Annotated in this window: 20 protein-coding genes and 2 rRNA genes; 16 read left to right on the forward strand and 6 right to left on the reverse strand. The window is 61.0% G+C overall.

The window, feature by feature from the left end; genetic code table 11:
• The first annotated feature begins 1 nt into the window (after position 1).
• Both AWX27_RS22535 and AWX27_RS22540 read left to right on the forward strand, forming a co-directional pair.
• Positions 2-1,594, forward strand: coding sequence for an ATP-binding protein (locus tag AWX27_RS22535; RefSeq protein ID WP_060425098.1), 1,593 nt, complete (start codon positions 2-4; stop codon positions 1,592-1,594).
• A 32-nt stretch (positions 1,595-1,626) separates the two neighbouring features.
• Complete coding sequence (locus AWX27_RS22540) at positions 1,627-2,313, forward strand: response regulator (RefSeq protein WP_048234594.1); 687 nt, start codon at positions 1,627-1,629, stop codon at positions 2,311-2,313.
• 16 nt (positions 2,314-2,329) lie between these two features.
• Here AWX27_RS22540 and AWX27_RS25200 read toward each other — a convergent pair whose 3' ends face one another.
• Positions 2,330-2,593 carry a hypothetical protein gene (locus AWX27_RS25200; RefSeq protein ID WP_139159287.1) on the reverse strand — a complete coding sequence of 88 codons (264 nt, stop codon included), beginning with the start codon at positions 2,591-2,593 and terminating at the stop codon, positions 2,330-2,332.
• Between the two features lie 126 nt (positions 2,594-2,719).
• Here AWX27_RS25200 and proV point away from each other — a divergent pair, with 126 nt between their 5' ends.
• The 3 genes from proV to proX all read left to right on the forward strand — a co-directional run bounded on the left by proV (position 2,720) and on the right by proX (position 6,093).
• The gene (gene proV / locus AWX27_RS22545) at positions 2,720-3,922 is read left to right on the forward strand and encodes a glycine betaine/L-proline ABC transporter ATP-binding protein ProV (RefSeq protein WP_038872840.1); all 1,203 of its coding nucleotides are present in this window, start codon (positions 2,720-2,722) and stop codon (positions 3,920-3,922) included.
• Entirely contained in the window at positions 3,915-5,021 is a 1,107-nt protein-coding gene (gene proW, locus AWX27_RS22550; RefSeq protein WP_060425100.1) for a glycine betaine/L-proline ABC transporter permease ProW, read from the forward strand. Before proV ends, proW begins: the two co-directional genes overlap by 8 nt.
• Before the next feature lie 70 nt (positions 5,022-5,091).
• Entirely contained in the window at positions 5,092-6,093 is a 1,002-nt protein-coding gene (gene proX / locus AWX27_RS22555; protein WP_033635697.1) for a glycine betaine/L-proline ABC transporter substrate-binding protein ProX, read from the forward strand.
• 30 nt (positions 6,094-6,123) lie between these two features.
• On the opposite strand, the gene AWX27_RS22560 is transcribed toward proX, so the two are convergent.
• Entirely contained in the window at positions 6,124-7,002 is an 879-nt protein-coding gene (locus tag AWX27_RS22560) for a LysR family transcriptional regulator (RefSeq protein WP_038872847.1), read from the reverse strand.
• A 105-nt stretch (positions 7,003-7,107) separates the two neighbouring features.
• On the opposite strand from AWX27_RS22560, the gene AWX27_RS22565 reads away from it, so the two are divergent.
• From AWX27_RS22565 to emrB, 7 genes are all read left to right on the forward strand, one after another.
• Positions 7,108-8,307, forward strand: coding sequence for an MFS transporter (locus AWX27_RS22565; RefSeq protein ID WP_033632267.1), 1,200 nt, complete (start codon positions 7,108-7,110; stop codon positions 8,305-8,307).
• Positions 8,308-8,428: 121 nt separating this feature from the next.
• Positions 8,429-9,175 (forward strand): AzlC family ABC transporter permease, encoded by a 747-nt coding sequence (locus AWX27_RS22570; RefSeq protein WP_038872849.1) that lies wholly within the window; start codon positions 8,429-8,431, stop codon positions 9,173-9,175.
• Entirely contained in the window at positions 9,165-9,512 is a 348-nt protein-coding gene (ygaH, locus tag AWX27_RS22575; RefSeq protein WP_025304001.1) for an L-valine transporter subunit YgaH, read from the forward strand. The genes AWX27_RS22570 and ygaH overlap by 11 nt, the downstream gene beginning before the upstream one ends.
• 162 nt (positions 9,513-9,674) lie before the next feature.
• Positions 9,675-10,193, forward strand: coding sequence for a transcriptional repressor MprA (gene mprA, locus AWX27_RS22580; protein WP_025160249.1), 519 nt, complete (start codon positions 9,675-9,677; stop codon positions 10,191-10,193).
• A 28-nt stretch (positions 10,194-10,221) separates the two neighbouring features.
• The gene (locus tag AWX27_RS22585; protein ID WP_060425102.1) at positions 10,222-11,673 is read left to right on the forward strand and encodes an efflux transporter outer membrane subunit; all 1,452 of its coding nucleotides are present in this window, start codon (positions 10,222-10,224) and stop codon (positions 11,671-11,673) included.
• 23 nt (positions 11,674-11,696) lie between these two features.
• Entirely contained in the window at positions 11,697-12,869 is a 1,173-nt protein-coding gene (emrA, locus tag AWX27_RS22590; RefSeq protein ID WP_033635707.1) for a multidrug efflux MFS transporter periplasmic adaptor subunit EmrA, read from the forward strand.
• Between the two features lie 17 nt (positions 12,870-12,886).
• Positions 12,887-14,425 (forward strand): multidrug efflux MFS transporter permease subunit EmrB, encoded by a 1,539-nt coding sequence (gene emrB / locus AWX27_RS22595; protein WP_038872860.1) that lies wholly within the window; start codon positions 12,887-12,889, stop codon positions 14,423-14,425.
• A gap of 60 nt (positions 14,426-14,485) precedes the next feature.
• Here emrB and AWX27_RS22600 read toward each other — a convergent pair whose 3' ends face one another.
• Positions 14,486-15,574 (reverse strand): tRNA/rRNA methyltransferase, encoded by a 1,089-nt coding sequence (locus AWX27_RS22600; protein ID WP_038872863.1) that lies wholly within the window; start codon positions 15,572-15,574, stop codon positions 14,486-14,488.
• A gap of 207 nt (positions 15,575-15,781) precedes the next feature.
• On the opposite strand from AWX27_RS22600, the gene trxC reads away from it, so the two are divergent.
• The 4 genes from trxC to pssA all read left to right on the forward strand — a co-directional run bounded on the left by trxC (position 15,782) and on the right by pssA (position 21,210).
• The gene (gene trxC, locus AWX27_RS22605; protein WP_004928868.1) at positions 15,782-16,201 is read left to right on the forward strand and encodes a thioredoxin TrxC; all 420 of its coding nucleotides are present in this window, start codon (positions 15,782-15,784) and stop codon (positions 16,199-16,201) included.
• Positions 16,202-16,315: 114 nt separating this feature from the next.
• A complete protein-coding gene (locus tag AWX27_RS22610) occupies positions 16,316-17,005 on the forward strand; it encodes a tRNA-uridine aminocarboxypropyltransferase (protein ID WP_060425104.1) in 690 nt (229 codons plus the stop codon).
• A gap of 48 nt (positions 17,006-17,053) precedes the next feature.
• Complete coding sequence (locus AWX27_RS22615) at positions 17,054-19,702, forward strand: bifunctional acetate--CoA ligase family protein/GNAT family N-acetyltransferase (RefSeq protein ID WP_047730002.1); 2,649 nt, start codon at positions 17,054-17,056, stop codon at positions 19,700-19,702.
• 152 nt (positions 19,703-19,854) lie between these two features.
• Positions 19,855-21,210, forward strand: coding sequence for a CDP-diacylglycerol--serine O-phosphatidyltransferase (pssA, locus tag AWX27_RS22620; RefSeq protein WP_060425107.1), 1,356 nt, complete (start codon positions 19,855-19,857; stop codon positions 21,208-21,210).
• Positions 21,211-21,246: 36 nt separating this feature from the next.
• Here the strand turns inward: pssA and AWX27_RS22625 are convergent, their stop codons facing one another.
• From AWX27_RS22625 to AWX27_RS22635, 3 genes are all read right to left on the reverse strand, one after another.
• Positions 21,247-22,557, reverse strand: coding sequence for an MFS family transporter (locus AWX27_RS22625; protein ID WP_060425109.1), 1,311 nt, complete (start codon positions 22,555-22,557; stop codon positions 21,247-21,249).
• A gap of 258 nt (positions 22,558-22,815) precedes the next feature.
• Positions 22,816-22,931: ribosomal RNA gene (rrf, locus tag AWX27_RS22630) — 5S ribosomal RNA — on the reverse strand.
• 98 nt (positions 22,932-23,029) lie between these two features.
• Positions 23,030-23,213, reverse strand: a 23S ribosomal RNA gene (locus AWX27_RS22635); the annotation flags it as partial.

Consider the following 23,213-nt stretch of genomic DNA (forward strand, 5'->3'; position numbering starts at 1 on the left):
CATGCGCCTCAAACTCTCATTTCAAATCAAGCTGTTTCTGTGCCTGGTGGCCTTCTCCTGCCTGCTGCTGACCTGTATCGGCGCCTATACCTATTACCAGCTGGATGCGCAGCTGCACCGCGATCTCGGCGCCCGCGCCCAGGTACAGGCGCGGGAAATCGCCCTCATTCCTTCGCTGGTGGACGCAGTGGAGAACAACGACGCCGCCCGGATCGCCGCGCTGATGAAAAAAATCCGCGCCAGCAGCGACGCCAGTTATATCGTCATCGGCGATAATCATGCCCGCCACCTTTATCATTCCGAATATGAAGGCCGCCTGGGCACGCCGATGATCGGCGGCGATAATAAAGAGGTGCTGGAAGGAAAAAGCATTATTTCCATTCGCAAGGGCGGCATTGGCGTTTCATTGCGCAGCAAGGCGCCGATCGTGGATGAAAATAATCGCGTGATCGGCATCGTTTCGGTCGGCTATTTGAAATCGCATATCGATAATTTAAATGCCAGGACGTTGACGCAAATTATCGGCTCCATCGTCCTGCTACTGATCGCCCTGTTCGTCTTTTCCTGGCTGCTGTCGAAAAACCTCAAGCGCCAGATGTTCTGGCTGGAGCCGAAAGAGATCGCGCTGCTGGTTCGCCAGCAAAAAGCGCTGCTGGAAGCCATCTATGAAGGGGTGATCGCCATCGATCCGCAGCTGCGGATCATCACCATCAACCATGCGGCGCGCGAGCTGCTGGATCTGCACCAGCCCGCCGCCGGCTTGCTGGGCCGGCCGATCGGCGACGTGATCCAGGCGCAGCCGAACTTCTTCGCCGCCGCGCAGCTGGGCCAGGATACGCATGACGAGGTGTGCCGCTTCAACCACGTGCGGGTGATCGCCAGCCGGGTGCGCATCATGCAGGAACAGGAGCTGCAAGGCTGGGTGATCAGCTTCCGCGACAAGAACGATATCAATACCCTGAGCAGCCAGCTCAGCCAGGTGAAACGCTATGCCGACAACCTGCGCATCATGCGCCACGAGCAGCTGAACTGGACCGCCACGCTGGCCGGGCTGCTGCATATGCAGCGCTACGACGAGGCCATCCGCTACGTGGAGGCCCAGTCGGAGGGCGCGCAGGAAATCCTCGATTTCATCTCGCAGCGCTTCAGCTCGGCGGCGCTGTGCGGCCTGCTGCTGGGCAAATACTCCAGCGCCAGAGAAAAAGGCATCGAGCTGCGCTTCGATCCGGCCTGCCAGCTGCGGCAGATCCCGGCGGCGCTGAATGAGACCGAACTGATGTCGATCGTCGGCAACCTGTTGGATAATGCCGTGGAGGCGACGCTGCACTACCCGGCCCCGCACGAAGCGATCGAGCTTTATATCAGCGACGGCAGCGACGAGCTGGTGATCGAGGTGGCGGATCGCGGCACCGGCATCGCCGAGGAGATTCGTGATACGCTGTTTGAACAGGGCGTCACCACCAAAGCGGATAAAAGCGACCACGGCATCGGCCTGCATCTGGTCGCCAGCCACGTGGCGCAGGCGCACGGCAGCATAGAAGTGTCGGACAACGAGCCGCACGGCGCGATATTCTCTATATTTATCCCTAAATAAAACCCATAACCCGATTTTTTGAGCACCCGATTATGTCACACCAAGCACTGGACGTTCTGATCGTGGAAGACGAGCCGCAACTGGCGACGCTGCACGCGGAGTTCATCGAGAAAAATTTCAACCTGCGGGTGGTGGCTTACGCCGCCACGCTGGCCGAAGCGCGGGCCAAAGCCAATACGCATCAGCCGCGGCTGATTCTGCTGGATAACTTCCTGCCGGACGGCCAGGGCATCGAGCTGATGGAAGAACCGGCGGTGAAGAACCCCGCCTGCTCGGTGATCTTCATCACCGCCGCCAGCGACATGCATACCTGCAGCCAGGCGATCCGCAACGGCGCCTTCGACTACATCATCAAGCCGGTGTCTTACAAGCGGCTGCGCAATTCGCTCGAACGCTTCATGCAGTTCGTGCAGACCCAGCGCACCTTCAAGATTATCGATCAGGACAACGTCGATGCGCTGTACAACCTGCAGTCGAAGCAGTTCTCCAGCGAGCCGAGCGCCAAAGGCATCGAAACCAATACCCTCGAGCTGGTGCAGGCGCTGTTTATCGCCCAGCCGGCGGTGGCGCATGCGGTGGAAGACGTGGTGGAGCAGGTCGGCATCAGCAAGACCACCGCCCGCCGTTATCTGGAATATTGCGTCGCCACCCAGTTCGTGCGGGTGGAGATGCTGTACGGCAATATCGGCCATCCGCGGCGGCTGTATCGCAAGGCCTGAGGCTGCCATCTGGCTGTCATATTACGGCGATAACATAGCGCCCGACGATATCCCCCTCGATATCGGCACCTGTCGTTAAAACTGATGAAATACTGATGACTTTTGCCCGGCCTCTGGTCGGGTTTTTTATTATCCGAACGGCAGACGCAGAAGCGAAATATCCCATTGCTTCACGCCGCGTTATTTCCCCCAAAACCAATCCATTATGGCGAATAACGGCCGTCAATTTTGAGTCGCGGGCCAAATTACCATAACTAATTAAAACCTTGATGTAAACCACTAATATCCCATTTAAACGACATTCAGGGTTGTCTCAGATATTCACTGTGTTAGGGTAAAAAGCTCTTTTATTTTGCTAAGGACAGCTCATATCGCTTTAATTAAACCAGAGGAAACAGCAAATTGCATGGCAATTAAACTTGAAGTAAAGAACCTGTATAAGATATTTGGCGAACACCCGGAACGCGCATTCAAACTGCTGGATAAAGGTCTGACAAAAGATCGGCTGTTTGAAAAAACCGGCTTATCGCTCGGCGTAAAAGACGCCACTCTGGCCATTGAAGAAGGCGAGATATTTGTCATCATGGGGCTCTCCGGTTCCGGCAAGTCCACCCTGGTACGCCTTCTCAATCGTCTGATAGAACCCACCCGCGGTCAGGTACTGATCGACGGTGAGGACATCGCCAAAATATCCGACACCGCGCTGCGTACCGTGCGGCGAAATAAGATCAGCATGGTATTTCAGTCATTCGCGCTAATGCCGCACATGAATGTCCTGAATAATACCGCCTTCGGTATGGAATTAGCCGGCATACCGCTGCAGGAGCGCCAGGAAAAAGCGCTGGATGCCCTGCGCCAGGTCGGGCTGGAGAATTATGCGCTGTCTTATCCGGATGAATTATCCGGCGGTATGCGCCAGCGCGTGGGATTAGCCCGCGCCCTGGCCAATAACCCGGATATATTATTGATGGACGAAGCCTTCTCGGCGCTCGATCCGTTAATTCGTACCGAAATGCAGGATGAGCTGGTGAAATTACAGGCCCAGCATCAACGCACCATCGTGTTTATTTCCCACGATCTGGACGAAGCGATGCGCATCGGCGATCGCATCGCCATCATGCAGGGCGGTGAGGTGATCCAGGTCGGTACGCCGGACGAGATCCTGAATAACCCGGCCAACGACTATGTGCGCACCTTCTTCCGCGGCGTGGACATCAGTCATGTGTTCAGCGCCAAGGATATCGCCCAACGGCGCCCGGTGACGCTGATCCGCAAAACCCCCGGTTTTGGCCCCCGTTCGGCGCTGCAGCTGCTGCGCGATGAGGACCGAGATTATGGTTATGTTGTTGAACGCGGGAAGAAATTTATCGGCGTAGTGTCGATAGAGTCGCTGAAAAAAGCGCTGTCCGCCAATCAAACGCTGGACGATGCCCTGCTCGAGGCCCCCGCCGCCGTGCCGGCCGACACGCCGCTCAGCGATCTGATCTCCCTGGTCGCCCAGGCGCCGTGCGCGGTGCCGGTGGTGTGCGAAGAACATAACTATCTCGGCATCATCTCCAAGGCCATGCTGCTGCAGGCGTTGGACAAGGAGGGCTCCGCCAATGAGTGATACCACGCAAACCCAAGATCCCTGGGCTACCGCACCGGCCGATGCCGGCGCCGCACCCACAAACGATGCCGCCGCCAACGCCGGCGACGCCTGGTCCAGCACGCCAGCGCCGGCCGCCCATGACGCCGCCGCGTCAGGCACCGATTGGCTCAGCGGCGCCCCGGCGCAGCCGGAGCACTTCAGCCTGCTCGATCCGTTCCACAAAGCCTGGGTGCCGTTCGACGCCTGGGTCACACAAGGCATCGACTGGCTGGTGCTGCACTTCCGCCCGCTGTTCCAGGGCATCCGCGTGCCGGTCGACATGATCCTGAGCGGCTTCCAGCAGCTTCTGCTGGGCATGCCGGCGCCGATCGCCATTCTGGTGTTCTCGCTGCTCGCCTGGCAGGTCTCAGGCCTCGGCATGGGCGCCGCCACGCTGCTCTCCCTGGTTGCCATCGGCGCCATCGGCGCCTGGTCGCAGGCGATGGTCACGCTGGCGCTGGTGCTGACCGCGCTGTTCTTCTGCATTCTTATCGGCCTGCCGCTCGGCATCTGGCTGGCGCGCAGCAAGCATGCCGCCAAGGTGATTAGACCGCTGCTCGACGCCATGCAGACCACCCCGGCCTTCGTCTACCTGGTGCCGATCGTCATGCTGTTCGGCATCGGCAACGTGCCGGGCGTGGTGGTGACCATCATCTTCGCGCTGCCGCCGATCGTGCGCCTGACCATTCTGGGCATCAAGCAGGTGCCGGAGGATCTGATCGAGGCCGCCGAATCCTTCGGCGCCAGCCCGCGTCAGCTGCTGTTCAAGGTGCAGCTGCCGCTGGCGATGCCGACCATCATGGCCGGCGTTAACCAGACGCTGATGTTGGCGCTGTCGATGGTCGTCATTGCCTCGATGATCGCCGTCGGCGGTCTGGGCCAGATGGTGCTGCGCGGCATCGGCCGGCTGGACATGGGCCTGGCCGCCGTCGGCGGCGTCGGCATCGTGATCCTGGCGATCATTCTCGATCGCCTCACCCAATCGCTGGGGCGCGATCGCCGCAGCAAAGGCATCGGCCGCTGGTATCGCCGCGGCCCCATCGGGCTGCTGACTCGCCCGTTCATCAAACAAGCCTGACGCTTTTCCCGCCGGCGGCTGCGGCCCCGGCGGGCTATGACACCACCACATCGAAAAAAGGGGAAACACTATGCGCACTACGGGCATCTGGGCTCTCGCCCTGACGACGCTGATCGGCTCACAGAGCGTGAGCGCGGCAGATTTACCCGGTAAGGGGATCGCGGTACAGCCGGTGCAAAGCACCATTTCCGAAGAGACGTTCCAGACGCTGCTGGTCAGCAAGGCGCTGGAAAAATTGGGTTACGACGTGAAGGAACCGCGTGAAGTGGATTACAACGTCGCCTACACCTCGATCGCCTCCGGCGACGCGACCTTTATCGCGGTCAACTGGGATCCGCTGCACGCCGATCAGTACAAGGCCGCCGGCGGCGACGCCAAGTTCTACCGCGAAGGCGTCTACGTCAACGGCGCCGCGCAGGGCTACCTGATCGACAAGAAAACCGCCGAACAGTACCACATCACCAACGTCGAGCAGCTCAAGGATCCCAAGATCGCCAAGCTGTTCGACACCAACGGCGACGGCAAGGCCGATCTGACCGGCTGCACCCCGGGCTGGGGCTGCGAAGCGGTGATTAACCACCACATCAAGGCCTATGGCCTGAGCAATACCGTCGAACACAACCAGGGCAACTACGCGGCGATGATCGCCGACACCATCACCCGCTACAAAGAGGGCAAACCGGTGCTGTATTACACCTGGACGCCGTACTGGGTCAGCGATGTGATGGTGCCGGGGCGCGACGTGGTCTGGCTACAGGTGCCGTTCTCCTCCCTGCCGGGCGAGCAAAAGAACGTCGACACCAAGCTGCCTAACGGCGCCAACTACGGCTTCCCGGTCAACACCATGCGCATCGCCGCCAACAAGCAGTGGGCCGAAGCCAATCCGGCGGCCGCCAAGCTGTTCGCCATCATGAAGCTGCCGATCGCCGACATCAACGCGCAAAACCTGCGCATGCATGAAGGCCAGGCTTCGGAAGCCGACATCCAGAACCACGTCAACGGCTGGATCAAGGCGCACCAGGCCACCTTCGACGGCTGGGTGAAAACCGCCGCCGAAGCGGCGAAGCCGTAACCGCTCAGGGGCGCCGCCTGTGCCGCGCCCTTACCCCGCCATATCGATGCCGCTGAAATGCAAAAAGCGCTCGGCGATAGTCGACATGGGCTGCGGCCAAATGCAATACACCTGGCGCCGCGGCCCGTCTTCAATCGGAATCGACACCAGCGCGCTCAAGCGTTGCGCGGTCGAGATCGGTACGATGCCCGCCGCCAGCCCGCGCCGCACCAAATTCTCCAGCCATTCGATATGATCGATTTCAAAACTGACGTGCCGACGAATGCCCGCCGCCTGAAAGGCGCGATCGGTTTGGCGCCGCGCGCCGGTGCCGCTGTAGAAATCCACCAGCGGCACTTCCGCCAGCGCCTGCAGGTTCACCCGCTCGCGGCCGGCCAGCGGATGCTGCGGCGCCACCAGCGCCACCAGCGGCTCATCGGCCAACTGCCGGTGCGACATCGGCAGCAGATCGGCATCGCCCGGCCAGATGCCGACGAACGCCATATCGCATTTTTGCTGGCGTACGTCCTCCAGCAGCGCTTCGCTCATGCCGACGTACAGGCGGATATTCACCGCCGGATAGTGGCGATGAAACTTGTCGAGCCTTTCGGTCAGAGCCATCACGTTTATCGTTGAAATGGTGCCGATGGTCAGGGTGCCGGACACCGCGCCGTCGGCCGCCGTCACCTCCTCCACCAGCGCCTGCTGCGCCGCCAACAGGCGCTGCGCAGGGGCCACGAAAGCCTGGCCGGCGGGGGTCAACCGCACCCGACGCGAAGTGCGTTCAAACAGCGTACAGCCCAGCTCTTCTTCCAGTTTGGCGATCTGGTGGCTCAGCGCCGACTGCACCGTATGGCAGCGCTGCGCCGCCCGGGTAAAGTTCAGCTCTTCCGCCACCGCCAGCGCATAGCGGATCTGTTTCAGGTTCATGGCATCTATCTTGAAATGAGATAAATAAAATGAAAATTATACATTGGTTTCCCGGCGTGCGTTGCCGGATACTGCGCGCCATCTTCTTCCCGTGATGAAAAAACCATGAGCCAACAAAACGCCCACCCGGGCCTCAGCCCGGCGCTGACCGTGCTGATCGCCATCGCTACCGGCCTGGCGGTCGCCAGCAACTATTACGCGCAGCCGCTGCTGGAAACCATCGCCACCGGCTTCAACCTGTCGGTCAATCAGGCCGGCTTTATCGTTACCGCCGCGCAGCTCGGTTACGCCACCGGGCTGCTGCTGCTGGTGCCGCTCGGCGATATGTTCGAGCGCCGCGGGCTGATCGTGTTCATGACGCTGCTGGCCGCCGGGGGCATGCTGATCACCGCCACCTCCGCCACCCTGCCGATGATGATCCTCGGCACCGCGCTTACCGGGCTGTTCTCGGTGGTAGCGCAGATTCTGGTGCCGCTGGCCGCCACGCTGGCCCACCCGGAAAAGCGCGGCAAGACCGTCGGCATCATCATGAGCGGCCTGCTGCTCGGCATCCTGCTGGCGCGTACCGTCGCGGGGGCACTGGCGTCGTTTGGCGGCTGGCGCACCATCTACTGGGTCGCCAGCGTGCTGATGATCCTGATGGCGCTGATCCTGTGGCGCGCGCTGCCGCGCTATAAGCAACACTCCGGGCTGAACTACCCGCAGCTGCTGGCCTCGATCTTCAGCCTGTTCTGCCGCACGCCGCTGCTGCGCACCCGCGCCATCCTCGGCGCCCTGTCGTTCGCCAACTTCAGCGTGCTCTGGACCTCCATGGCCTTTCTGCTCGCCGCGCCGCCGTTCAACTATTCCGAGGGGGTGATCGGGCTGTTCGGCCTGGTGGGCGCCGCCGGGGCGCTGGCCGCTTCACGCGCCGGGCATCTGGCGGACAAGGGCAAAGCCGGATTGACCACCACCGTCGGCCTGGTGCTGCTGCTGCTGTCCTGGATACCTATCGCGTTCGCCAAACAATCGCTGTGGGCGCTGATCGCCGGCATCCTGATCCTCGATCTGGCGGTGCAGGCGGTACACGTCACCAACCAGAGCGTGATGTACCGCATCATGCCGGACGCGCGCAACCGCCTGACCGCCGGCTACATGACCAGCTACTTTATCGGCGGTGCCCTCGGTTCACTGCTCTCCGCCTCGGCCTATCAGCATGCCGGCTGGTACGGCGTGGCCGCCGCCGGCGGGGTGTTATGCCTGCTCAACCTGCTGACCTGGTGGCTCGGCAAGCACCACGATCCGCAGGGGCCGGCGACAATCTGATTATCGTGCAAATAGTCACTTAAGAAATTTATTAGCGGTGCAGGGTATAAACATTACTTACTCTCTGGTAATGTTCTGGGCATAAACTATTGAAGTCCTATCTACCCTGCGACCCACAACCATGCAAAGCCAAGCTGCAGACAGCCTCAATCCGCCCGCCGTCAGCGCCACCTTCGCCAACGGCGTCGTCGACAGTTTGCCGATCGTCATCGGGTATGTCCCGGTGGCGTTCGCCTTTGGCCTCAGCGCCGTCAAACTGGGCTTTTCCCCGCTGGAAAGCATTTTCTTCTCCTGCATTATCTACGCCGGCGCCAGCCAGTTCGTGATCACCGCCCTGTTGAGCGCCGGGATGTCGCTGTGGGTCTCCGCGTTAACGGTGATGGCGATGGATGTGCGCCACCTGCTCTACGGCCCGGCGCTGCGCCACCGCATCGTCTCGCGCATGTCGCCCGGTAAAACGGCGATGTGGGCCTTTGGCCTGACAGATGAGGTCTTCGCCGCCGCTACCGCCAGGCTGATGCGCAATAACCGCAGCTGGAGCGAAAACTGGATGCTGGGCATCGCGCTCTGTTCCTGGCTTTCCTGGGTGGCTGGCACCGCGCTCGGCGCGCTGTTCGGCAACGGCCCGCTGGAGCAGTTCCCGGTGATCGAAGCCTCGCTGGCCTTCATGCTGCCGGCGCTGTTTCTCAGTTTCCTGCTGGCCGCCTTCCGGCGCCCGCAGAGCCTGACCATTGCTGCCGCATTGGCCGGCGCGCTGCTCGGCGTGGTGCTGTTCTCCATTCCGGTCGCCATTTTGGCCGGCATCGGCGCCGGCTGCGTCGCAGCCCTGTTCCAGCCCGCCCCTGCGGAGGCCAACCATGAACACTGATGTGCTGGTGATCGGCCTGGTGGTGGGCTGCGCCAATTACCTGTTCCGTTATCTGCCGCTGCGGCTGGCGCCGGCGCGCGCCCAGCCCGGCCTCAAACGCGGTAAAGCCGCCCTGCTGCTCGACAGCATCGGCATCGCCTCGATCTGCGCCCTGCTGGTGGTCTCCAGCACGCCGGTCGTCATGCGCGAACCGGACAAGCTGCTGCCGACGTTGGCGGGGTTCGCCGCACTGGCGCTGTGCTTCTACCGCAGCAAAAGCATCATTCTGTCGACGCTGCTCGGCGCGACGGCCTTTGGCGTCACATTAAAGCTGTTAATGCTTTTCGGTCCGGGCTGACGCCGCTCCCGATCGTTTGGCTTCACTTTGGCGTTTTCATGCGTCACATCTTTACAAACACTGACAAATGACACGAATTGCTAAATTATCCGCACGGCTGAACATTTACATTATTAGTCACCGTCGTTACTATCTCGAACGAAATTAATGAGGCCCTAAATTATGGAAAGCTCGTTTGCCCCCATAGAACAAATGCTGAATTTCCGTGCCACCCGGCAGAAAGATTTCCCTTATCAGGAAATCCTGCTGACCCGCCTGTGCATGCACATGCAAGGCAAGCTGCTGGAAAACCGCAATAAGATGCTGAAGGCGCAGGGGATTAACGAAACACTGTTTATGGCGCTGATCACCCTGGATGCGCAGGAAAGCCACAGCATCCAACCTTCTGAGCTAAGCTCTGCCTTAGGCTCCTCGCGCACCAATGCGACCCGCATCGCCGACGAGCTGGAGAAACGCGGCTGGATCGAGCGCCGGGAAAGCGACAACGATCGCCGCTGCCTGCATCTGCATCTGACGCCGCAGGGGGAAGAATTTCTCAGTCAACTGCTGCCGCCGCAGCACCAATGTCTGCATTTCCTGTGGTCCACGCTGACCGACGATGAGCAAAAACAGCTGGAACAGCTGACGCGCAAATTGCTGGCACGTCTGGATCAAATGGAAATCACAGAACAGTTATCCTAATTCACAATTTCTGTTCAGGTACCTACTTATGCGATCCCCATTTAACTGGAGATTCACCCCGCTGTTCGCCGTGTTGCTGCTGGCCGGGTGTGCTTCGACCGATAATATTGCCCCGCAATCCACGCTGATGGATCCGCAGAGCCTGCAGTTGGCTCAGCCGAAAGTCAGTTCGCTGGCCGTCAGCCCGCAGTGGTGGCGCGCCCTCAAGGATCCGCAGCTGGACGCCTTGATGACGCAGACGCTGCAAAGCTCGCCGACCCTGCGGCAGGCCGCCGCCCGCGTGCGCGAAGCGCAGAGCGTGGTGGGTGAAGCCAGCGCCGCCAACGGGCCGAACCTGGATCTGAACGCCAGCACCCAACGCCAGCGCGTGCCGCAAAACGTCAATATGGGGCTGGGGTATCCGCATAAGCCGATCTACGAAAGCTCCAATTCGCTGGGGCTGAACCTGGCGTACGAGTTCGACTGGTGGGGCAAATACCGCAACCAGGTGAACGCCGCCAAGGCGCAGGTCAACGCCGCGCGCGCCGAGCAGGAACAGGCGGCGCTGACGCTGACCAGTTCGGTGGCGTCCGCCTATTATCAGCTGCAGAGCAACCTGGCGCTCGAGAAGCTGCTGCAGCAGGAAGTGAACAACAATGAGCGCCTGACCGCGCTGCGCCAACAGCGCTATCAGGCCGGCCTGACCGGCGTCGACGTGCCGCAACAAACCCAGGCACAGTCCGACGTCGCCAAGCAGCAGATCCTGCAGCTGCAATCGCAGATCGAGCAGCTCAGACACCAGCTCGCCGCGCTGGCCGGCCAGGGGCCGAACGCCATGCAGCACCTGCGTCAGGTGCCGTTGCCCGCAGACAACCTGATGGCGCCGCAGGGCGAGCTGACGGCGGATCTGCTGGGCAAACGCCCGGACATCGCCGCGCAACGCCAGCTGGTGGAGTCTTACAGCCAGCGCGTCAGCGCCGCGCGTAAAGAGTTTTACCCCAGCCTGACCATTTCAGCCTTCGCCGGCCTGATGACCACCAATACCAGTGGTACCAGCCCGAACCTGTTTGAAGCGGCCAGCCAGGCCTGGAACGTGATGCCGGCGATTTCGCTGCCGATCTTCCACGCCGGGGCGCTGCGCAGCAAGCTGGGCGAGGAATCCGCGCTGTATGACGAAGCGGTGGAATCCTACAACCAAACCATCCTGAATGCGGTACAGGAAACCGCCGACGCCATCACCATCCAGCAGAGCTCTGCGCAACAGCAGCTGCAGGCGGCGTCCGCGGCCCAGTCGATGCAACAGGTGTATCAGGTCGCCAACGCCCGTTACCAGGCAGGGATTATCGGGCGCGACGATCTGTTGACCAGCCAGACGCAGCTATTACAGCAGCAACAGGCGGAGTTGAATGCCAGCAGCAATTTACTGCAGGCGAAGATAGGACTGATCCGCGCGCTGGGCGGTGGCTATCAGGCCCCGGCCGCAGCGGATTCGAAAGCATAATAATATAAGGCTTGGAGAACACCATGAGCGCAAGCGCGGAAATCCAAAACCCGCAGCAGCCGAACGGCAAAAAGAAGCAGCGTAAATTTTGGCTGCTGTTGCTGACGGTTATTTTCATTGTTATAGGGGTGGCTTACTTAGTGTATTGGTTCCTGGTGCTGCGTCATCACCAGGAAACCGACGACGCCTACGTCTCCGGCAACCAGGTGCAGATCATGGCCCAGGTGTCCGGCAGCGTGAACAGCGTCAATTTCGACAACACCGACTACGTCAAGCAGGGCGACGTGCTGCTGACGCTCGATCCGACCGATGCCGAGCAGGCGTTTGAACGCGCCAAGACCGGCCTGGCCAACAGCGTGCGTCAGACCCACCAGCTGATCATCAACAGCAAGCAATATCAGGCCAACATCGCCCTGCGCAAGACCGATCTGAGCAAGGCCGAGAACGATCTGAAGCGCCGCGTGGTGCTGGGCAGCGTTGACGCCATCGGCCGCGAAGAGCTGCAACACGCTCGCGATGCGGTCGACAGCGCCAAGGCCGCGCTGGAAGTGGCGGTGCAGCAATACAACGCCAATCAGGCGATGGTGCTGAACACCCCGCTGGAACAGCAGCCGGCGATCCAACAGGCCGCCGCGCAGATGCGCGATGCCTGGCTGGCGCTGCAGCGTACCAAAGTGATCAGCCCGATCACCGGCTATGTCTCGCGCCGCAGCGTGCAGGTCGGCGCGCAGATCGCCGCCGGTTCGCCGCTGATGGCGGTGGTGCCGGCCGATCACATTTGGGTTGACGCCAACTTCAAGGAAACCCAGATCGCCAACATGCGCATCGGCCAGCCGGCGACGGTGGTCAGCGACGTCTACGGCGACGACGTGGTGTATCAGGGCAAAGTGGCCGGTATCGACATGGGCACCGGTAGCGCCTTCTCCCTGCTGCCGGCGCAAAACGCCACCGGCAACTGGATCAAAGTGGTGCAACGTCTGCCGGTGCGTATTGAGCTCGACGCCAAGCAGGTGGCCGATCATCCGCTGCGCATCGGTCTTTCTACGCTGGTGACCGTCGACACCGCCAACCTGGACGGCCGCGTGCTGGCCGACGTGGTGCGCGACAAACCGCTGTATCAGAGCGACGCGCTGGCGTTGAATCTGGCGCCGGTTAACCAGCTGATCGCCGACGTGATCCATGCGAACGCCGGCTAAGCGCGCGGGAGGCCATCTTGCCACAGAAACCGCTTGAAGGCGCCCAGCTTGCCTGGATGACGGTCGCGCTCGCCATGGCGACCTTCATGCAGGTGCTGGACTCCACCATCGCCAACGTGGCGATCCCCACCATTTCCGGTAACCTCGGGTCTTCCAACTCGCAGGGCACCTGGGTGATCACCTCGTTTGGCGTGGCGAACGCCATCTCGATTCCGATCACCGGCTGGCTGGCGAAGCGCTTCGGCGAAGTGCGGCTGTTCCTCTGGTCCACCGCGCTGTTCGCCCTCGCCTCCTGGCTGTGCGGCATCTCCAACAGCCTCGGCATGCTGATCTTCTTCCGCGTGATCCAGGGCGTGGTGGCCGGGCCGCTGATCCCGCTGTCGCAGAGCCTGTTGCTGAACAACTATCCGCCCGCCAAGCGAGCGATGGCCCTGGCGCTTTGGTCGATGACCGTTATCGTCGCGCCGATCTTTGGGCCGATCCTCGGCGGCTATATCAGCGACAACTACCATTGGGGCTGGATCTTCTTCATCAACATCCCGATCGGCGTCTTCGTGATCGTGGCGGCGATGGCGACGTTGAAGGGGCGGGAAACCAAAACCGAGATCAAACCGATCGACACCGTCGGCCTGGTATTGCTGATCGTCGGTATCGGTTCGCTGCAGATCATGCTCGATCAGGGCAAGGAGCTGGACTGGTTCAACTCGACCGAGATCATCACGCTCACCGTCGTCGCGGTGGTGGCGCTGCTGTTCCTGGTGGTGTGGGAGCTGACGGACGACCATCCGGTGGTGGATCTGTCGCTGTTCAAGTCGCGCAACTTCACCATCGGCTGCCTGTGTATCAGCCTGGCCTACATGCTGTACTTCGGCGCCATCGTGCTGTTGCCGCAGCTGCTGCAAGAGGTGTACGGCTATACCGCCACCTGGGCGGGGCTGGCGTCGGCGCCGGTTGGGCTGATCCCGGTGCTGCTGTCGCCGATCATCGGCAAGTTCGGCAATCGGCTCGACATGCGCCGGCTGGTCACCTTCAGCTTCATCATGTATGCCGTGTGCTTCTACTGGCGTGCCTATACGTTTGAACCGGGTATGGACTTCGGCGCTTCCGCCTGGCCGCAGTTTGTCCAGGGCTTCGCCATCGCTTGCTTCTTCATGCCGTTGACCACCATCACGCTGTCCGGCCTGCCGCCGGAACGCATGGCGGCGGCGTCGAGCCTGTCGAACTTCACGCGAACGCTGGCGGGGTCGATCGGTACCTCGATCACCACCACCCTGTGGACGCAGCGCGAATCGCAGCACCATTCGCAGCTGACGGAGTTCGTCAACCCGTACAACCCGCAGTCGCAGGAGATGTACCGGCAGCTGGAGCAGCTCGGCATGAGCAAACAACAAGCGTCGGCGTATATCGCCAACGAGATCACCGCGCAGGGCCTGATCATCTCCGCCAACGAGATCTTCTGGCTGTCGGCCGGGGTATTCCTGGTGCTGCTGGTGCTGGTGTGGGTGGCGAAACCGCCGTTCAGCTCCGGCGGCGGTGGGGGCGGCGGCGCTCACTAAGCTTCAATAAACGAAACGGGCGCCCTGGGGCGCCCGTTTTTTTATCCGACGTAGAACAGATTACGCCTGATTCTGACGCCACCAGTCCGCCAGCAGAATGCCGGTCGCTACGGAAACGTTCAGGCTTTCCACCTTGCCGGTGCCGCCGATAGACACGTTCATGTCGCCCTGCTGCCAGGCGCTGTCGCTCAGACCGTCACGTTCCTGGCCCAGCACCAGCACCATCTTGGCCGGCAGCTTGGCCTGCGCCAGCGCGGTGCCTTTGTGGCTGGAGGTGGTAACGATGGTGTAACCCGCCTTGCGGAAGGTGTCCAGCACCGACAGGAAATCGTCGGCGTTGATCGCCTTGATGTGCTCCGCGCCGCCTTCTGCGGTACGCACCGCCGCGCCGGATTCCAGCAGCGCCGGATCCTGCAGCAGCACGCCGTTGACGCCGAAGTGAGCGCAAGAACGGACGATAGCGCCCAGGTTATGCGGGTTACCCACTTCTTCCAGCGCCAGCACGCAGTCGGTCGCCGGTGCGCTTTTCAGGTAGGTCTGCGCATCCAGGCCCTGACGCTTTTTGATCAGGAAGCAGACGCCGCCGTGGTGCTCGGTGCCGGAAGCCTTGGCCAGCTCTTCCTCATCCACCACGTGGTAAGCCTTGCGGTTAGCCGCCATCCAGCGCAGCGCTTCGCGGAAACGCGGGGTGACCGACTGCACGAACCAAGCGCGCACGATCGCTTCCGGGCGGCTGGCGAACAGCGCCTGACAGGCGTTTTCACCGTAAACGCGGGTTTCTTCCGCGCGCTGGCGGCGCAGCTGTTCCGGATCGATAAAGCTTTTGCCGCTGATACCACCGTGATCGAACGCCGGCTCTTCATTCGGCGCGCGAGAAACGGTTCTCCACGGCGACTCGTTGCCACCGCGATCTTCAGTGCGCGCCGGACGGCGAGGACGATCGCTTTCACTGCGGCGGGAGTCGGCACCGCGGCGATCGTTGCCGCCGCGCGCCTTGTCTTGACCGGTGCGGCCGGAGCGCGCACCGTCAGCCGGACGGCCTTTGCCGGCCGGACGTTTATTCTTGTTGCGGTCGTCGCCGTTGTCATCGTCACTGCGGACGTACATCACTTTGACCTTACCGTTCTTGCCACTAAATGAATCGTTCATTGTCTTCTCCACCAACGCGCAGGGCGCGAAGATTACCTGATGTTGGTGCATGAAGCCACCAACTTGCGCTAAAAGCTCCCAACTATCACATCCATTGAACAAACCTCATTGTTCATGCGCCGGGTTTTGCCGATAATTGTCAGCATTAAAGAAACATCTCCGCAACTGCGTTGCGGGGACCATGCTTTCTCTGTACCCGAGGTCAACATGAATACAGTTTGTGCAGCTTGCAATGCCACCAACCGCGTGCCGGAAGAACGTTTGGCGGACAACGCGAAATGCGGCCGCTGCGGCCATGAGCTCTTCGACGGTGAAGTGATCAATGCCACCGCCGCCACGCTGGACCAGTTGCTGCAGGACGATCTGCCGGTCGTGGTCGATTTCTGGGCGCCGTGGTGCGGCCCGTGCCGCAGCTTTGCGCCGATCTTTGAAGACGTGGCCGAAGAGCGCGCCGGCAAAGTGCGCTTCGTGAAAGTGAACACCGAAGCCGAGCCGGAGCTGAGCGCCCGTTTCCGCATCCGCAGCATCCCGACCATCATGGTGTTCCGTCAGGGCAAGATGGTCGACATGCTCAACGGCGCGATGCCGAAAGCGCCGTTTGACAACTGGCTCAACGAGTTAGTGTGATTCGGCAAGTATAGGCCGTATCCCGCCATCGCGCGCGAACGCGCCTCGATCGAGCCCGCCCCTCCCGGCGGGCTTTTTTCTGCGTTACAATGGCGGTTTTTCCCCAGGATCGTTATGACCGACAACGCCGTACTTCGCCTGCGCCAATTCTGTTTAGACCGCGCCACCCGCCCTTTTCTGGCGCGCGGTTGCCGGGTGGCGCGTTGTCAGGGTTGCCTGCTGCCGCATAAAAACTGCCTGTGCGACACCATTCGCCCGCAGCAGGCCGGCAGCCGTTTCTGCCTGATCATGTTCGGCGCCGAGCCGCTCAAGCCCAGCAACACCGGCCGCCTGATCGCCGATATCCTGCCGGACACCCAGGCGTTCCTCTGGTCGCGCACCGAAGTCGATCCGGCCCTGCTGGCGGCCATCAACGATCCGGCGCGGCAGCCTTATGTGGTGTTCCCCGCTTCCTACGCCGACGCCGAACGGCCGGTGTTCAGCGAGCTGCCCGCCGGTGGCAAACCGCCGCTGTTCATCATGCTGGACGGCACCTGGGCGGAAGCGCGCAAAATGTTCCGTAAAAGCCCGTACCTCAATCAATTCCCGGTGTTTTCCCTCAACGTCGACGCGGCATCGGACTACCAGCTGCGCGAAGCCAGCCGCGCCGAGCAACACTGCACGGCGGAAGTGGCCGCCGCCCTGCTGCAACAGGCGGGCGATCTGCCGGCCGCCGACGGATTGAATCAGCATTTCCGCTATTTCCGTCAACAATATCTGGCGGGAAAACCGACCCGGCCGGAGGCACCGGTCACAGCAATGTAGCCAGAAAGCGCCTAAAATCAGGCGTAACGTTGCCAAAAGGAGCCGTGCATGAGCCAGCGAGGGTTAGAAGCGCTATTACGTCCCAAATCGATCGCCGTGCTGGGCGCTTCGCAGCAGCCCGGCCGCGCCGGCAACCTGATGATGAGCAACCTGCTGGCCGGCGGATTCGGCGGGCCCATCTTGCCGGTCACGCCGCGCTACAAAGCGGTCTGCGGCGTGATGGCCTACCCCGACGTCGCCAGCCTGCCGCTGACGCCGGATCTGGCGATCATCTGCACCCACGCCAAACGCAATCTGGCGCTGATTGAAGCGCTGGGCCAACGCGGCTGTAAAACCGCCATCGTACTCTCTTCGCCGCCGGAACAGTTTGCCGAGCTGAAGGCCTGCGCGCAGCGCTACGCCATGCGGCTATTGGGCCCCAACAGCCTGGGGCTGCTGGCGCCGTGGCAGGGCATCAACGCCAGCTTCTCGCCGGTGCCGATCCAAAAGGGCAAGCTGGCGTTTATCTCGCAGTCCGCCGCCGTGGCCAACACCATTCTCGACTGGGCGCAGCAGCGCGAAGTCGGCTTCTCTTACTTTATCGCGCTGGGCGACAGCCTGGACATCGACGTCGACGACCTGCTCGACTTTTTGGCGCGCGACAGCAAGACCAGCGCCATTCTGCTGTATCTGGAAAACATCAGCGATGCGCGGCGCTTTCTCTCCGCCTCGCGCAGCGCCTCGCGCAACAAGCCCATTTTGGTGATCAAAAGCGGCCGCAGCCAACAGGCGCAGCTGCTGCTCAACAGCCAGCTGGGGCTGGACGCCGCCTATGACGCCGCCATCCAGCGCGCCGGCCTACTGCGCGTGCAGGATACCCATGAGCTGTTCTCGGCGGTGGAAACCCTCAGCCATATGCATCCGCTGCGCGGCGAGCGGCTGATGATCGTCAGCAACGGGGCGGCGCCGGCGGCGATGGCGCTGGACGAACTGCTCGGACGCAACGGCAAGCTGGCCACGCTGAGCGATGAGAGCCTGGCGACATTGAGCGACGCGCTGCCGGATTTCATCCGCGCCGGCAATCCGCTCGACCTGCGCGACGACGCCACGCCGCAGCGCTTCCTGGCAGCAATCGAAGCGCTGCTCGACAGCCACGACTATGACGCGCTGCTGTTAATCCACGCGCCAAGTGCGGCGGCGCCGGGCACCGCCACGGCGGAACGGCTGATCGAGGCGCTGCACCGCCATCCGCGCGGCAAACGCATCACGCTGCTGACCAACTGGTGCGGCGAATACTCTTCGCAAGAGGCGCGCCGGTTATTTACCGAGGCCGCCATTCCCACCTACCGCACGCCGGAAGGCGCGGTGACCGCCTTTATGCATATGGTGGAATATCGCCGCAACCAGAAGCAGTTGAAAGAGACGCCAGCGCTGCCGGTCGGCCTCACCGCCAACACCGCCGACGCCCACCGCCTTATCCATCAGGCGCTGGCCGAAGGCGCCACCCAGCTGGATACCCACGAGGTGCAATCCATCCTGCAGGCCTACGATCTGAGCACCCTGCCGACCTGGATTGCCGAGGACAGCGCCGAAGCGGTACACATTGCCGAACAGATCGGCTACCCGGTAGCGCTGAAGCTGCGTTCGCCGGATATCCCGCATAAATCGGAAGTTCAGGGCGTCATGCTCTACCTGCGCACAGCGACCGAAGTGCAGCGCGCGGCGGAGGCGATCCTCGACCGCGTGAAGCGCACCTACCCCCAGGCGCGCATCCATGGCCTGCTGGTGCAGAGCATGGCCAACCGCGCCGGCGCCCAGGAGCTGCGCATCGCGGTAGAGCAGGATGCGATTTTCGGCCCGCTGATCATGCTGGGCGAAGGCGGCGTAGAGTGGCGCCAGGAAAATCAGGTGGCGGTCGCGCTGCCGCCGCTGAACATGGCGCTGGCGCGTTATCTGGTGCTGCAGGCGGTGAAAGGCGGCAAGATCCGCGGGCGCAGCGCGCTGCGACCTTTGGATATCCCTGGGCTGAGCCGCCTGCTGGTGCAGGTCTCCAACCTGATCCTCGACTGCCCGGAGATCGCCCGGCTGGATATTCACCCGGTGCTGGCCTCCGGCAGCGAGTTCACCCTGCTGGATGTTTCGATGCAGCTCGCGCCGTTCAGCGGCGATCCGCAGGCGCGGCTGGCGATCCGCCCTTATCCGCATGAGCTGGAAGAGACCATCGCGCTGAAAGACGGCAGCCAATGCCTGTTCCGCCCAATCCTGCCGGAAGACGAGCCGGCGCTGAAGCATTTCATCGATAGAGTGACCAAGGAAGATCTCTATTATCGCTACTTCAGCGAGATCAACGAGTTTACCCATGACGATTTGGCCAACATGACGCAGATCGACTACGATCGAGAAATGGCCTTTGTGGCGGTGCGCGCAGACGAGATCATCGGCGTGACCCGCGCGCTGTCCGATCCGGACAACACCGACGCCGAATTCGCCGTGCTGGTGCGTTCCGATCTGAAAGGCGTGGGCCTGGGCCGTCAGCTGCTGGAGAAAATGATCGCCTATGCGCGCGCTCATGGCCTGACTCGCCTGAGCGGCATCACCATGCCGAATAACCGCGGCATGATCGCACTGGCGCAGCGGCTGGGCTTTGGCATCGAGGTGCAGCTTGAGGACGGCATCGTCAATCTGACGCTGCCGCTGCAGGCCGCCGACGCGCAGTGACCTGCGTCGCAATGCGCTACGAATCCACCACTTAACGCCAAAACATACGCACAATCGAGGCAACTAATGGTATTATCGACCGATTATTCGGTTTATTGTTTTTAAGCCTGTGGCGTTCCGGCCATCAATCATGAGAGAAGAAACGCACTGTGATGTTGTCAAAATTTAAACGTAGCAAACATCAACAACACCTTGCACAACTGCCCAAACTCCCCCAGACGGTTGCTGATGTTCGTACGCTGTACGCGCCGTCCGACTTTCGCACCACGTTGCTGGACGCCATCGCCAACGCCACCCAACGTATCTATCTGGTGGCCCTGTATCTGGAGCATGACGACGCCGGGCGCGAGATCCTCAACGCGCTGTATCAAGCCAAGCAGCGGCGGCCCGAGCTGGAAATCTGCGTGCTGGTCGACTGGCACCGCGCACAGCGCGGGCGCATCGGCGCCGCCGCCGCCAATACCAACGCCGACTGGTACTGCGCCATGGCCAGCCAACATCCAGAGCAGTCGGTGCCTATCTACGGCGTACCGGTCAATACCCGCGAAGCGCTGGGCGTCCTGCACCTGAAGGGCTTCGTGGTCGACGATACCGTGATCTACAGCGGCGCCAGCATCAATGACGTCTATCTGCATCAGCATGAGAAATACCGTTACGATCGCTACCAGCTGATCACCAACGAGGCGTTGGCCGATACCCTGATCGATTACATCAAGCAGCATCTGCTCACCGCCGGCGCCGTACAGCGCCTCGATCGCAGCGATCGGCCGAAAAGCCCGGAGATCAAAAACGAGACCCGTCTGTTCCGTTTCGCCCTGCGCCGCGCCGGTTACCACTTCCGCGGTAAAGCCGGCAACGATGAGCTGGCGGTGACGCCGCTGGTTGGGCTTGGCAAGCAAAGCGTGCTGAATAAAACCATTCATCACCTGATGTCGTGCGCCGACCAGAAACTGACGCTGTGTACCCCCTATTTCAACCTGCCGGCGCTGCTGGTGCGCAACATCATTTATCTGCTGCGCCAGGGCAAACAGGTGGAGATCATCGTCGGCGACAAAACTGCCAACGACTTCTATATTCCGGAAGACCAGCCGTTCAAAATCATCGGCGCGCTGCCCTACCTGTACGAGATCAACCTGCGCCGCTTCCTGAGCCGCTTGCAGCGTTATGTCGACACCGGCCAGCTGATCGTGCGTCTGTGGAAGGATGGCGATAACAGCTATCACCTGAAAGGCATGTGGGTAGACGAAGAGTGGCAGCTGGTCACCGGCAATAACCTCAACCCGCGCGCCTGGCGGCTGGATCTGGAAAACGCCATTCTGATCCACGATCCCAAGCAGGAAATGCGCGAGCAGCGGCAAAAAGAGCTGGAATGCATCCGCACCCACACCACCGTGGTCGGCCATTATCAGGAGCTGCAAAGCATTCAGCAGTACCCGATCAAGGTGCGCAAGCTGATTCGCCGTCTGCGGCGCATCCGCATCGATCGGCTGATTAGCCGTATCCTGTAAGATGTACTCTGACCCCGGCCAAGGCCGGGGTTTTTATTACAGCTGTATCTCCTTGCCTTTGCGATGCAGCCGGAGTGAGACCAGCAACGCCAGCAGGCACATACCGGAAACGTACCAGAAGAAAGCGTTCTCCACGCCGAACGATTTCAGCGACAGCGCGACATATTCCGCCGAACCACCGAACAGGGCATTCGCTACCGCATAAGACAAGCCTACCCCTAACGCCCGCACCTCCGGCGGGAACATCTCGGCTTTAAGCAGCCCGCTGATCGCGGTGTAGAAGCTGACGACGAACAACGCCAGCACGATCAGGCCGAACGCCATAAAGGGATTGGTCACCTCTTTCAGGGCAAACAGGATCGGTACCGTCAACACGGTGGCCAATGCCGAGAAGATCAACATCGAACTGCGACGGCCGATTTTATCCGAGAACGCGCCGACCGCCGGCTGCAGCAACATGAAGACGAACAGCGCGACGGTCATGATGGCGCTGGCCAGCTTGGCGTCCATACCGGCGGTGTTCACCAGATATTTCTGCATGTAGGTGGTGAAGGTGTAGAAGGTCAGCGAACCGGCGGCGGTAAAGCCCAGCACCATCAGAAACGCTTTGCGGTTTTTCCACAGCCCCGTCAGCGAACCGGCATCCTTGTGGTTACGCGTCTTCGCATCGGAGGTTTCATTCAGCGAGCGGCGCAGGTACAGCGCCACCACCGCCAACAGCGCACCGAGCGCAAACGGGATACGCCAGCCCCAGGCCTTCAGCTCTTCACCGGACAATATTTGCTGCAAGATCACCAATACCAGCAGCGCCAGCAGTTGCCCGCCGATCAGCGTCACGTACTGGAACGAGGCATAAAAGCCACGTCGGCCCTTGATCGCTACCTCGCTCATATAGGTAGCGCTGGTGCCGTACTCGCCGCCCACCGACAGCCCCTGGAACAGGCGCGCAAGCAGCAGCAGCGCCGGTGCCCAGCTGCCGATCGATTCATATGTCGGCAGGCAGGCGATCACCAGCGATCCGGCGCACATCATGCAGACCGAAATCAGCATTGAGTTTTTTCGGCCGTGTTTGTCGGCAATATAGCCGAACAGCCAGCCGCCGATAGGCCGCATAAAGAAGCCGGCGGCGAACACCCCGGCGGTTTGCAGCAGCTGCGTGGTGCTGTTGCCCGCCGGAAAGAACGAGGCGGCAAAGTAAATGGAACAGAAGGAGTAAACGTAAAAATCAAACCACTCCACCAGATTGCCTGATGAAGCCCCGACGATAGCGAAAATGCGTTTCTTGTTATCCAGCGCCCCCTGTTCGACGCCGCGCTCACCCTCAAGAGCTGAGGTTGTTTCTGTCATGATATGTTCTCCGAGCCATAGCAATGATGAAATTCGGCTTCCTGCCGCCCTGGTTGTTACTTTATTGTTATTTATAAGTTAACAGCCAAACTTAATAGCGGACGAAGAATATCTGGAGTTCATTCAAAAAATGAATTGGTTTTGTGATGAATATAGAATCGTGAGATGAAAGATGAAGCGGGTTACAACGGGGATTTTCCATTTTACGCATAGCAAAAAGCCCTGAACGTCAGTTCAGGGCTTTTGGCTTTGTTTGATGCCTGGCAGTGTCCTACTCTCGCATGGGGAGACCCCACACTACCATCGGCGCTACGGCGTTTCACTTCTGAGTTCGGCATGGGGTCAGGTGGGACCACCGCGCTATTGCCGCCAGGCAAATTCTGTTTCATTCCAACCGCTTCACTCTCGTGTCGCCATCAGAACCAATCTCGGAACTTCGCTGAAAATCTCTCTAAAACACCTTCGGTGTTGTAAGGTTAAGCCTCACGGATCATTAGTACTGGTTAGCTCAATGCATCGCTGCACTTACACACCCAGCCTATCAACGTCTTAGTCTTAAACGTTCCTTCAGGGGCCTTGAAGGCCCAGGGAAGACTCATCTTGAGGCAAGTTTCGCGCTTAGATGCTTTCAGCGCTTATCTTTTCCGCACTTAGCT

This window comes from Serratia sp. 2880STDY5682894, assembly GCF_001537385.1.
GTDB classification, from domain to species: Bacteria; Pseudomonadota; Gammaproteobacteria; order Enterobacterales; family Enterobacteriaceae; genus Serratia; species Serratia nevei.